The sequence below is a fragment of the Mesorhizobium sp. M1307 genome, from assembly GCF_040318155.1.
In the GTDB taxonomy this organism is placed as follows: domain Bacteria; phylum Pseudomonadota; class Alphaproteobacteria; order Rhizobiales; family Rhizobiaceae; genus Mesorhizobium.
This window is the reverse complement of record NZ_JAMYLR010000049.1, coordinates 1-11,856: the sequence shown is the minus strand read 5'-3', so window position 1 is coordinate 11,856 and position 11,856 is coordinate 1. Positions and strand designations below refer to the sequence as shown.

At 63.3% G+C, this 11,856-nt stretch carries 11 protein-coding genes, 1 pseudogene and 1 riboswitch; of the genes and pseudogenes, 3 read left to right on the top strand and 9 right to left on the bottom strand.

Going from position 1 to position 11,856, the window contains the following annotated elements; genetic code table 11:
- Positions 1-152: 152 nt before the first annotated feature.
- Positions 153-1,322, top strand: a complete 1,170-nt coding sequence (locus tag NKH16_RS30445; RefSeq protein ID WP_352451345.1) for a GGDEF domain-containing protein — start codon at positions 153-155, stop codon at positions 1,320-1,322.
- 72 nt (positions 1,323-1,394) lie between these two features.
- On the opposite strand, the gene gcvP is transcribed toward NKH16_RS30445, so the two are convergent.
- Genes gcvP through gcvT form a run of 3 tightly spaced genes read right to left on the bottom strand, consistent with a single transcriptional unit; the run spans position 1,395 to position 5,713 of the window.
- Complete coding sequence (gene gcvP / locus NKH16_RS30440; protein ID WP_352903310.1) at positions 1,395-4,205, bottom strand: aminomethyl-transferring glycine dehydrogenase; 2,811 nt, start codon at positions 4,203-4,205, stop codon at positions 1,395-1,397.
- A gap of 16 nt (positions 4,206-4,221) precedes the next feature.
- Positions 4,222-4,590 carry a glycine cleavage system protein GcvH gene (gene gcvH, locus NKH16_RS30435; protein ID WP_352451343.1) on the bottom strand — a complete coding sequence of 123 codons (369 nt, stop codon included), beginning with the start codon at positions 4,588-4,590 and terminating at the stop codon, positions 4,222-4,224.
- Positions 4,591-4,594: 4 nt separating this feature from the next.
- On the bottom strand, positions 4,595-5,713 hold the full coding sequence (gene gcvT / locus NKH16_RS30430) for a glycine cleavage system aminomethyltransferase GcvT (protein WP_352473893.1): 1,119 nt from the start codon (positions 5,711-5,713) through the stop codon (positions 4,595-4,597).
- A 148-nt stretch (positions 5,714-5,861) separates the two neighbouring features.
- Positions 5,862-5,948: riboswitch (glycine riboswitch) on the bottom strand.
- A 202-nt stretch (positions 5,949-6,150) separates the two neighbouring features.
- On the opposite strand from gcvT, the gene NKH16_RS30425 reads away from it, so the two are divergent.
- A complete protein-coding gene (locus NKH16_RS30425; RefSeq protein WP_352746098.1) occupies positions 6,151-7,149 on the top strand; it encodes a hypothetical protein in 999 nt (332 codons plus the stop codon).
- Between the two features lie 12 nt (positions 7,150-7,161).
- Here NKH16_RS30425 and NKH16_RS30420 read toward each other — a convergent pair whose 3' ends face one another.
- Entirely contained in the window at positions 7,162-7,989 is an 828-nt protein-coding gene (locus NKH16_RS30420) for a transporter substrate-binding domain-containing protein (RefSeq protein WP_352903308.1), read from the bottom strand.
- A gap of 86 nt (positions 7,990-8,075) precedes the next feature.
- Here NKH16_RS30420 and NKH16_RS30415 point away from each other — a divergent pair, with 86 nt between their 5' ends.
- A complete protein-coding gene (locus NKH16_RS30415; protein ID WP_352451338.1) occupies positions 8,076-8,678 on the top strand; it encodes a DUF3011 domain-containing protein in 603 nt (200 codons plus the stop codon).
- Between the two features lie 23 nt (positions 8,679-8,701).
- Here NKH16_RS30415 and NKH16_RS30410 read toward each other — a convergent pair whose 3' ends face one another.
- From NKH16_RS30410 to NKH16_RS30390, 5 genes and pseudogenes are all read right to left on the bottom strand, one after another.
- Positions 8,702-9,511, bottom strand: a complete 810-nt coding sequence (locus NKH16_RS30410; protein ID WP_352746101.1) for a molybdopterin-binding protein — start codon at positions 9,509-9,511, stop codon at positions 8,702-8,704.
- A gap of 1 nt (position 9,512) precedes the next feature.
- A complete protein-coding gene (locus tag NKH16_RS30405; RefSeq protein WP_352746104.1) occupies positions 9,513-10,391 on the bottom strand; it encodes a cytochrome b/b6 domain-containing protein in 879 nt (292 codons plus the stop codon).
- 102 nt (positions 10,392-10,493) lie between these two features.
- Positions 10,494-11,171 carry a DUF1345 domain-containing protein gene (locus tag NKH16_RS30400; protein ID WP_352746106.1) on the bottom strand — a complete coding sequence of 226 codons (678 nt, stop codon included), beginning with the start codon at positions 11,169-11,171 and terminating at the stop codon, positions 10,494-10,496.
- A 5-nt stretch (positions 11,172-11,176) separates the two neighbouring features.
- A complete protein-coding gene (locus tag NKH16_RS30395; RefSeq protein WP_352746108.1) occupies positions 11,177-11,644 on the bottom strand; it encodes a YaiI/YqxD family protein in 468 nt (155 codons plus the stop codon).
- 66 nt (positions 11,645-11,710) lie between these two features.
- Positions 11,711-11,856 (bottom strand): annotated as a pseudogene (locus tag NKH16_RS30390) (S-(hydroxymethyl)glutathione synthase); the annotation flags it as partial.

Genomic DNA, 11,856 nt, shown 5'->3' with positions numbered 1-11,856 from the left:
AGCCAAGCGGCGGAAATGGGGTCGAGGGTGGAGCATCGACGCTTTGTAAACCTTGTCCGAAGGTTACGCCGCAAGGTTGGCTGAAAAACGATATCCGCGAACTGTCGCTGACCTAGAATGCAGTGGAACCTTCAAGAGGCTGTCGCTTAAGCATGTTGGATTACAGTTCGCTCCTGCTCGCGGCGGCGCTGTCGGGCACGTGCCTTAGCATCACCATGTTTGCGATCTGGTTCACCGCGCCAAAGGCACGCTTTGTGCTGACGGTGGCCTGCGGCATTCTCGTGCTGGTCGCACATGTCGTGTTGTTCTGGCATTACACCAGGGATCCAAGCGCCTGGCTTTGCCAGATCGTGCTTGTGCTTCTCAGCCTCGGCTTCCTGATCATCTGCCTGTCGGCTATGCAATATCTCGGCACAGGCGACTACAGGCGCGCCATCTTGCCGACCTTGGTTGCGATGGCTGTTTGCGCGGGCGCGACGTATCTCGGGTTTGATGGTGTCGGCTTTATTGTCACCTACGCGACGGTAACGGCGCTGCTCTCGCTCATCGGGGCGATGTTCTGGATTGAGGGTGGTCACGATCGCCGGATATTGCTGGTCGTCTCGTTCCTGAGCGGCGTCTGTGCGCTGTCGTTCGGACTTTGCGGCGCGGTCCTGCTGGTCACGGGCCAATGGGTGCTCGGTGTAGCACCGGACAATTGGGCCGAGCGGGTGAATTCCGTCGTGGCCGTCGCCTGCATGACCGGGCTCGGCGCATTGACGCTCTCCCTGCATCATTTGCAGGCGCAGATCGAATTGAAGGCCGAGACGATGACCGATCCATTGACCGGGCTGATGAATCGGCGGGCGTTGACGGCACTCTACGGCGAGCGGGTCTTCGGTCCGTTCATGTCCGTTGCCATGTTCGACCTCGACCATTTCAAGAGGACGAACGACGTATTTGGTCACCCGGTCGGCGACCAGGTTCTGTGCCGCTTTGCCGCCATCATCAGGAAATACGCCCGGACCGGCGTCGACGCCTTCCGGTTGGGCGGCGAGGAATTCGTGCTCGTCATGTCGCGGATGACGGAAGAGAAGGCCTATGACATTGCGAGCAAGATCAGCGTCGCCTTCGGCACGGAAGTCGTGGCCACCCAGCTCGGTCCGTTGCGAAGCACAGTCAGCGGCGGCATCGGCTTTGGCGGAACAAACGGCACCGGTCTCGACGATGTGCTGGCCGAAGCCGACGCAGCACTCTATGCGGCAAAGCGCGCCGGGCGAAATCGCGTCGTCGTCCGGGACCGGGCGAGCAAGGCCGACGGGCCGGCCTTGCGTTCTGCCTGATTGAGGTTTCTATCTTCTTGTTAGACCCATGATCTTGTCCGAAAACCGGATTCCACTTTTCGGGATCATGATCTATTCCGCCGCACCCAGATATTCCGACAGCGGCGGGCAGGAGCAGACAAGGTTGCGGTCGCCGGCGACATTGTCGATGCGCGACACCGGCGGCCAGTATTTTGCCGCCGTGTCGGCATCGCCGGCGGGGTAGGCCGCCTCCAGGCGCGAATAGGGATGGGTCCACTGGCCGGCCAACGCCTCGGCGGCGGTGTGCGGCGCATTGACTAGAGGATTGTCGGCCAACGGCCATTCGCCCTTCGCCACCTTGGCTGCCTCGCCGGCTATGGCGATCATCGCCTCGCAGAAGCGATCCAGCTCGCGCTTGGGCTCGGACTCGGTCGGCTCCACCATCAGTGTGCCGGCCACCGGGAACGACATGGTCGGTGCATGGAAACCATAGTCGATCAGCCGCTTGGCGATATCGTCGACGCTGATGCCGGCGCTGTCTTTGAGCGCGCGGGTGTCGAGGATGCATTCATGCGCAACGCGTCCGTTGCGCCCTTTGTAAAGCAGGGGGAAATGCTCGCCGAGCCGCGTCGCCACATAGTTGGCGGAGATGATCGCCGTCTCGGTCGCCTGCTTCAGGCCGGAAGCGCCCATCATACGAATATACATCCAGGTGATCGGCAGGATGGAGGCACTGCCGAACGGTGCCGCCGCCACGGCATGGGCCGAGCCTTCGGTGACGTGGCCGGGCAGATATGGCTCCAGATGCGCCTTGACGCCGATCGGGCCGACACCGGGGCCGCCGCCGCCATGCGGGATGCAGAAGGTCTTGTGCAGGTTCATGTGGCAGACATCGGCGCCGATATCGCCGGGACGGGCGAGGCCGACCAGCGCGTTGAGATTGGCGCCGTCGAAATAGACCTGGCCGCCATGGCTGTGGACGAGGGCACAAAGGTCGCGCGCGCCTTCCTCGAAGACGCCATGCGTCGAAGGGTAGGTGAACATCAGCGCCGCGAGGTTGTGCGCATGCTCGGCCGCCTTGGCCTTCAGGTCGGCCATGTCGATATTGCCGTCCTCGGTGCAGCGCACGACGACGACGCTCATGCCAGCCATGGCCGCACTTGCCGGATTGGTGCCATGCGCCGAGGACGGGATCAGGCAGATGGTGCGATGGCCTTCGCCGCGCGACAGATGATAGCCGCGAATGGCGAGCAGCCCGGCATATTCGCCCTGGCTGCCGGCATTGGGCTGCAGGGTCACCGCGTCGAAGCCGGTGATCTCGGCCAGCCAGCCTTCCAGCTCGTCGATCATGGCGCGATAGCCTGTCGAATGGTTGGCCGGGGCGAAGGGATGCAGGTTGGCGACATCAGGCCAGCTCACCGGCATCATTTCGGCGGCGGCGTTGAGCTTCATGGTGCAGGAGCCGAGCGGGATCATGGCGCGGTCGAGCGCCAGGTCCTTGTCGGCCAGCCGGCGCAGGAAGCGCATCATGTCGGTTTCCGAGTGGTTTTCGCGGAAGACGGGCTGGGTGAGAAACTCCTTGCCGCGCGGTTTTCCTGGCATGGAACTGCCGGCGGCAACGCCGGCCTTGGCGCCGAAAAGTGCTGCGATCGCCTCCAGATCGGCCTCGGTGGAGGTCTCGTCGAAGCTGATGCCGACATGGTCGGCGTCGATGACGCGCAGCAGCCGGCCGGTCTTTTCTGCGGCGGCGGCAATCCCGCCGGCTCTGCCCTTCACTTTCACGGTCACCGTGTCGAAATGGCTGTCGCCGACCACCGAAACGCCCGCTGCCTTGAGGCCGGCAGCCAGGCGGTTGGCCAGCGTGTGGACGCGGCCGGCAATCGCCTGCAGCCCGGCAGGGCCATGCCAGATCGCGTAGGCCGTCGCCATATTGGCGAGCAGCGCCTGTGCGGTGCAGATGTTGGACGTCGCCTTGTCGCGGCGGATATGCTGTTCGCGTGTCTGCAAAGCGAGGCGATAACCAGGACGGCCCTTGCTATCCGTCGACTGGCCAACGAGCCGGCCGGGCATCAGCCGCGTCAGCCTGTCGGAGACGGCGCAATAGGCGGCGTGCGGCCCGCCAAAGCCCATCGGCACGCCAAAACGCTGCATCGGGCCGACGGCGATGTCGGCGCCAAGCCTGGCCGGCGCATCGGTCAGCGTCAGGCCAAGCGGGTCGGCGATGAAGACGACCAGCGCGCCGGCAGCACGGGCCCTGTCGATCGCTGCCTTGTGGTCGCCGTAGACGCCGAATGTATCGGGCCAGGAGACCAGCAGGGCGGCGGTGTTGTCGTCGATCACCTCGCCGTCGACCTCGATGCCGAGCGGCTCGGCGCGGGTGCGCACGACGTCCAGCGTCTGCGGGTGCGGCGTGCCGGCCAGTGCCACCTTGGTGCGCTTGTCGCGATGATGGCGCAGCGCGATGCCAACCGCTTCGGCCACCGCCGTCGCCTCGTCGAGCAGCGAGGCCGATGCCACCGGCAGGCCGGTCAGTTCCGTCACCAGTGTCTGGAAGTTGAACAGCATCTCCAGCCGGCCCTGACTGATCTCGGCTTGGTAAGGCGTGTAAGCCGTATACCAGGCCGGGTTCTCGAACAGGTTGCGCTGGATCACCGGCGGCACGTGGACGCCATGATACCCGGCACCGATGAAGCTCTTCTGCACCGTGTTCTTTGCCATCGTCGCCGCGAGCTCGGCCAGCGCTTCCGCTTCGCTTGCGGGCGCGGGCAGGGCCAGCGGCCGGTCGAGCCGGATCGACTTCGGCACTGCCTGGCTGATCAGGGTCTCGACCGAAGGAACGCCGATCGCCGCCAGCATGGCTCTGACGTCATGGAGGCCCGGGCCGATATGGCGAGCCGAGAAGGGGTAGGGTGCTGCGGTCATCTTCCTGGTCCTGCTATCAACCAATATGGGCTTTGTAAGCGGCTTCATCGAGGAGTCCGTCGAGTTGGCGCTCATTGGCCAGCTTCATCTTCCACAACCAGCCGTCGCCGGTTGCCGCCGAATTGACGAGTGAAGGATCCGATGACAGCGAGGTGTTGGCCTCGGTGATCTCGCCGTCGACCGGCGCGTAGACGTCCGATGCGGCCTTGACCGATTCGACCACCACGGCGGTGTCGCCCTTGGCCAGCTTCTTCCCCGGCTCCGGCAGTTCGACGAAGACGAGATCGCCGAGCTGCTGCTGCGCGTAATCGGTGATGCCGACCGTGGCGATGCCGCCCTCGACGCGCAGCCATTCGTGATCTTCGGTGAAATAGGTCTTTGCCATTGAATCATCCTTTGCGGTAGCGATGGGGCGTGAAGGGCAAGGGGTGGATGTCGACCGGGATTTTCGTCCCGCGGACATCGGCGAACAGTTTTGCGCCGGATTTGGCAAGCGGCGTCTGGACGTAGCCCATGGCGACCGGATGACCGGCCGAGGGGCCGAAGCCGCCTGAGGTGACATGGCCGGCAGGGTTGCCGTCAGCATCGAAAAGGGCAGCACCGGCGCGCACCGGCTGGCGGCCTTCCGGCTTCAGGCCGACGCGTTTTTGCGCCGGACCACGCTCCAGGATGGCGCGCAGCGCATCGGCGCCGATGAAGGCGCCAGAGGCGCGAACCTCCTTGGGGATGGCCCACATCAGCCCGGCGCTGGCCGGATCGATCTCCGGCGTGATGTCCAGCCCGTGCAGGCACAGTCCGGCTTCGAGCCGCAGGCTGTCGCGGGCGGCAAGGCCGACCCACATCACCCGCTCGTCCTCGAGCAGCCTGGCGACGAGGTTTCTTGCATCCGCTTCCGGCAGGCCGATCTCGAAGCCGTCTTCGCCGGTATAGCCGGACCGGCTCATGAACCATTTTTCGCGCGGCTCGATGCCGTGCATGAACACCAGCGAACCGGTCTCGATGCCGGCGCGGGAAAGGGCAGCCCACGCCTCGGGGCCCTGTATGGCCAGGAAGACGCGGTCGAGCGCATCCACTTTTACATCGAAATCGCCCTCTGCATCGAAATTTTTGGCCAGTGCGCGCAGATGCTTTTCGTCGGCGGCGGCGTTGCCGGCATTGGCGACCATCATGAAGCGCTCGGCGCCGAGCCTGGTGACGATCAGATCGTCCAGAATGCCGGCCGCCTCATTGAGGAAGAACGTGTATTTGGACTGGGAAACCTCAAGTGCGCCGGCATCGAACGGGCAGGCGCGGTTCAGAAGCGCTGCTGCCCCCGTACCGCTGATTTCGAACAGCTTCATGTGCGAGATGTCGAACAGGCCGGCATGCTCACGGCTGTGCAGGTGCTCCTTCATCACGCCGGCCGGATAGGTCAGCGGCATCGACCAGCCGGCGAAGGCGCCAAAGCGCGCACCAGCTGCCATGTGCAGATCTTCGAGGGGAAGGTGTTTGGTATCGTCGCCCGTCATGTCATCTCCAGAGTCGCACGCAAGCGGCCGCGAATGGCGACCAGTCCGTGCCCCTCTGTCTGAAGCCTGAGAGACTCGCGCCCCGTAACTCTGTCGGCAGCGCTTACACCTTCGGCGCGGGGGCAAGCCCCGACTTTCCAGAGTGTCTTTCCCGTCTACGGTTCTTTTGCCTGAGAGATTTCGGGCGATTTCCCCTTCGGCGGCAGCTCTCGCTGCTCTCTCCCACAAACAGGTAGGACTCGGTCAGGAGCCCTCGACTCGTCATCCATAGCCCGTGGACGACACCTTGTCACCTGCCGGCGACATTTTTACGCCAAGTCTTCTGCGGCCTTCTTTACAGGCAAGCCTTCGCTAACCACGCCGCTTGCCGGTTTCTCAAGACCTTGCCGATATACCGCATAAGGGCCGGCAATTACCGGCGGCGGGCGGGGAACAAAATGGGCGAATTGATCATGAGCGCGCCGGTGGCCAGGCTGACCTCGAAAAATCGGATCACAGCGGAAGACGTGGTCATGCTGCGCGGCGAAGTGTTCGGCGACGGCGTGGTAACGCGCGGCGAGGCCGAGGCGTTGTTTGCGCTCGACGCGACGGCGAGGGACAAATGCGCGGAATGGCTCGAGTTTTTCGTCGAGGCCGTCACCGATTTCATCGTCCACCAGGAAAAGCCGGCGGGCTATGTTTCGCAGGACAATGCCGACTGGCTGATCCGGACGATTTCGCGCGACGGCATCGTCGACAGCCGAACCGAACTCGAGTTGCTGGTGCATGTGCTGGAAGTTGCCAAATCATCGCCGAGCACGCTTTCCAGCTATGCGCTGGAGCAGGTCGCTCATGCGGTCGTGGACGGCAAGGGGCCGCTTGCGACCGGCGGCAGGCTTATCCCTGGGTCGATTGCCAAGGCCGAGGTCGAGCTGTTGCGCCGCATCCTTTACGCCTATGGCGGCGATGGCAACATCGCCATCAGCCGCGCCGAGGCCGAGGTGCTGTTCGAGATCAACGAGCGGACAGCGGCGGGCGACAACGATCCGTCCTGGAACGATCTGTTCGTCAAGGCGATCGCCAATTTCGTCATGTGTTCGGCCGGCTACGAACCGCCGGTGCGCGACGTGGCGCTGCGCCGGGATTCGTTCTTCGAGCAGGCCGATCCGGAGATCGGCGGGTTCTTCAGCCGCATGGTATCGGGCGGCCTGTCCGGCATCATGGAAGCCTATCGCTCACCCGGCGATATCGAAGCCGAGTGGGAGTCCAAGAACAAGGCAGCCGAGGCTCTGGCCCGCTGCGCCGAGACGGTCGATGCCGGCGAGGCCAAATGGCTCGCTGAACACATAGGCGACCGGCCGCTGCAGGAGAACGAGCGCGCGCTGCTGACGCTGATCAAGCACGCCTCGCCGGAAATCCATCCGGCGCTGAAGCCGCTGATCGACAAGGTTGCATAACAGGTCGCGACCCTATTGCTTGGCGGGCTCGGACTTAGCTGTCTCGAAGCGCGACATCCATTTGAAGCTGCCGAACCAGTAGCGGCGCACGCCGCCTATGGTGCCGTCGGCGGTACGCGCGCCGATCCAGTTGTTGACGTATTGGATGAGGCGGACATCGTCCGGGCGCATCGCAAACGCTTCCGGCGTCCGCAACAGCGGGCCGCCCACCATCGTCAACTTCGCGTCATAGAGCCTGGCGGCCATCTGCGGCGTCGGCGACGTCGCGACCATCGCCTGTGCGTCGCCGCCGATGATCGCGGCGAAAACATCTGAGGTATTGTCGAAAGACAGGATGGTCGCCTTGGGAAAAGCTTCCTTCGCGGCGGCTTCATCGGTGGAATTGGACAGCACGGCGATCTTGTATCCCGGCGCCGCCACTGCCTTTCCCGGCCTTTTCCCAAGGCTGGCGATCGTCGCAACCATGCGGATATCGGCGGTGCCGGTCTGGTTGGAGAACACCACCTCGCGTGCGCGTTCCGGCGTGCTGGCGTAGCCAGCCGCGATCATGTCGAAATCACCCTTGAGCAGTCTTGTCTTGAGGTCGTTCCAGGGCACCTCGACCAGCTTCAGGTCGACGCCGAGATCAGACGCCAGCGCACTGGTCAGGTCGACATCATAGCCGGCCAACTTCCCGTCGGCCTTCTTGAGGATCCATGGCGGGTTGAGCGCCACGCCGATCGTCAGTGCCTTCTGGTCGATGATGCGCTTGAGGCTGTCGTCCGCCCGGGCCGGCAGCAGCGACAAAGCCAACCAGGCAGAAAGGGCAAGTATAGTTGTGGCGATCATCTTAGCGCGCATTAATATAACCTCGCTGAGCCCGTCCGGTTGTCAGATTTACACAGAGGTGCCATTCTGTCGATAGCGGACCCTGATGGAGAGTTGCGATGTCGACACGGATGACGGTTACCGGTTCGATGATGTTCCTGGTTTGCATCCTGGGCAATCCGGCGAAGCTTTCGCTGCTGCCGGCGGCAGCGCAGGCTGCGGGGGCAAAACGCGTGGTCTGCTCCAGCGCCGATTACCGCTATTCCTATTGCGGGGTCGATACGCGCCGCGGCGTGCAGTTGACCTCCAGGCTTTCGAAGGCGCGTTGCGTATACGGTAGAAGCTGGGGCTATGACGGCGGCGGCATCTGGGTCGACAATGGTTGCTCGGCCGAATTCGCAGTCGCCGGCCCCGACCGCAATCCCTCTGCTGGCGACGTCGCCGCAGCCATTATCGTCGGCGGCGTGGTAGGCGCCATTCTCGACAACGGCAATTCGCATCGCCATCATTCCGATAATTACTATCCGAAGCCGCGCCCGCGCCGTTACGACCAATCGATCGATCCGACGCCGCAATTCGACAATCAGGGCAACCCCAACTTCGATACCCACGGCAACTACCAGGGACCGCACGGGCTGGGCAAGCTTGTCACCCCTGACGATAATCCTGACCTGAATCCGGCCCTGCGCAGCGACGGCGACGACAGCGACGACGACAGTTAGATGAAGCTTGGGTCAGGTTTCGGTCAGATGCCGCCGTACCAGTCGTAGCCATTGTCCTCCCAATAGCCGCCTCTGCCGCCGCCGAGATTGGCGAAGCCGTCGACCAGTTCGATCTTGTAGAGGTATTTCGGCATCTTGTAGCCGAGCTGGCGCTCGACGCGGACGCGCAGCGGCGCGCCGTTCTCGACCGGCAATGGCTTGCCGTTGAGGCCATAGGCAAGGATCGTCTGCGGATGGCGGGCATCGACCAGGTCGATCGAGCCGTAATATTTGATGTCGCCGGCAAGGCTGCGGTCGATCGTATCGAGGCAGTGGAACATGACGTAGCGCGCCTGCGGCTTGACCACTGCCTGATCGAGCACCAGCGACAGCGGCGTGCCTGTCCATTTGGCAATGCAGCTCCAGCCTTCGACGCAGTCGTGACGGGTGATCTGGGTGCGGCTCGGCATGTTCATCAGCTGCTCGCGGCTCAGCGACAGCGGTTTTTCGACCAGGCCTGAAACCTCCAGCCGCCAGTCGGCGAAATCGCTGGCGAGCAGGCCCTTGTAGAAATCGTCGTCCGGTGCGGTGACACCGTTCGGCCGCTGTAGCTGGCGAATGTCGGCCTCGGTGAACTCCGGCGCCAGCGCGTCAGCGCCGGCAAGCAGTCGCTGCGCCCGCCAGGTCAGGCCATTGGCGCTTTCGAGGAAGCTGCGCAGGCTGTCGCCGACGCCCAGCTGGCTGTCGAAGGCGTCGCAGCCCGACAGCATGATGCCGGAAAGGCCGAGGCTGGCCGAGGTCAGGAACTTTCTTCGGCTTATCTGTAGCTTGGGGCTGATCTCGAATTTCGCCATGTCAGGCACTCCTCTCTGGCGCTTTGTCGCCAGACGCCGGCGGGTCGGTTCGGTACCACCCGGTGATGATGGAGCGCAGCTCGTTGATCGGGCCGGCGGCCAGGATCATCAGGATGTGGATAATGAAGAAGGCGACGAGCAGCAGCATCACCGTGAAATGAATGGTGCGCGCCGTCTGCCGGCCGCCGAGCAGATCATTCAGGAACGGCAGCACCGAATCCATGCTCGGCGACATGGCAAGGCCGGTGATGATCATCAGCGGCAGCAGCACGAGCAGCACGCCGCCATAGGCCATCTTCTGCAGCGTGTTGTAGTCGCGCGTGTGATGGAACCTGAGCTTGGCGTGCTCGACAATGTCTCGCGGCAGGCGCCTGAAATCATCGAGGCGCGGGGCAAGATCGCGGCGCAAATGGCCGTTGATCAGGCTGGCGACCAGCCAGACCAGCAGCGTGGTGGTCAGCACCCAGGCGAAGAAGAAATGAACGACGCGCGCGGTGCCGAGATCGTAATAGGAAGGGATCGTCGCCCAGGACGGGAAGGCGCGGGAGGTCTCCTGGCCGGCCGGACCCGACCAGCCGAGCACACCAGTGGTATCGAAGCGCTTGCCGAAGATTTCGGTATAGCCGCGCGGGCCAGTCGCCGTATTCTCGGCGCCAATGGCGAAGACGGTGTTGTTGTAGCCAAAACCCGACTCCTTGCCGATATAGAGCTGCGGGCGGGCGTTGAAGATCTGCAGGCCGGAAAGCAGCATGAAGAACAGCGCGATCGCCCACAGCCAATGCGTCAGCCGCGTCCAGCGCGACTGGCGATAGATCAGCGTCGCATCACTCGGCGCGGCGGTATCTGCTCCGGCGGCTTGGTTTCTGGCAAGCGATTCCATTTGTTGTTCCCTCCGGCCGCGCGTTCGTCGCGGCCTCGTCAGATCTCTTCTCCTCCCAATACGTCGCCAGCCTAAGCGATGTTTCACCCGATCACGGATTTATTACGGACTGCCGAGGCTGACGGCGAGGTTGACCGCGGCTGCCACGATGACCGTGTTGAAGAAGAACGACAGGATCGAGTGCACAAGCACGACACGGCGCATTTGCGAGGTCGTGATGTTGGTGTCGGCGGTTTGCGCCGTCATGCCGATCACCGTGGCGAAATAGAGGAAATCCGAGCCTTCCGGCCGCTTGCCGCCCGGGAAGTCGAGGCCGCCGACTGGAATTTTCTTTTTTGTGTCGCCATCCATCGCATCGCCATCCAACCAGTAGATATGCGCGTAGTGAAGTGCGGCCATGGCATGGATGGTCAACCAGCCAAGCGGGATAGACAGCAGCGCCACCGTTAGCTCGACGGTGTCCGCGCTCTTCTCTCTGTTGATCAATTGAAACAACGAAATGATGGCAATAGCGACGACAATCAGCGTGACCGCGAAGATGGCCAGTACCGGCAGGTCCGTGTCGCCTGCATTCTTGCGCAGATAGCTGCCGGTAAGCCGCGGCATGTGGGCGATGACAAGAACGAGATAGGCGGCAAAGAACACATTGGCGCCGATCCAATAGGCAAGCGGCGCGCGCCAGATCAGCGCCGCGCCAAAGGCTGCCGCGCCAATGCAGGACGACACCGCGAACGGCGTGTGGCGTCGCATGGGCATCTTGGTCGGGCTACCGGTCGCCATGGCCTTCAGTCCGCTGAGGCGGATTTCAGCGCTCGCCGCAAGATGCGGTCAAGCTCGCCTAGGAACCGCGAGCGATCCTGCGGCGCGAAGCTCGAATTGTAGCCCTTGCTTTCGCCGGTCTCGCGCAGATGCTGCTTGAGATCGCGCATTGCCACCGCCATGCCGATCGTTTCGGGCGTAAACGGGCGTCCGGTCGGACCAAGTACGTGGGCGCCAAGCGCCACCGCGCGCGCGGCAAGCGGGATATCGGCGGTCACCACAATGTCATTGGACCGGGCATTTTCGACGATCCAGTCGTCGGCGGCATCGGCGCCCTTGGAGACGACGACATTGCGGATCATCGGATCGCGCGACGGACGCAAGCCGCCATTGGAGACGAAGGTGACGACGATGCCGTGCCGCTCGGCGACTTTTTCGACCTCGGCCTTCACCGGGCAAGCGTCGGCATCGACGAGAATAGCAGGTGCGTGCATCGTTGTTCCAAATGTGAAAGAGCCGGGCGGCGTCGCCCGGCTCGATCGATGATAGTCGAGCGGCTACTAGGCCGGCAACGCGCCGGATCTCTTGGCCGTCCAGGTGGCGATATAGTCCATCAGTCCTGGATTGAGGCAATCATAAGGTTCGAGCCCGATCGACTTCAGCTGTGACCTTATGCCGTCCATGCGGCTCGGATCGACACCGGACT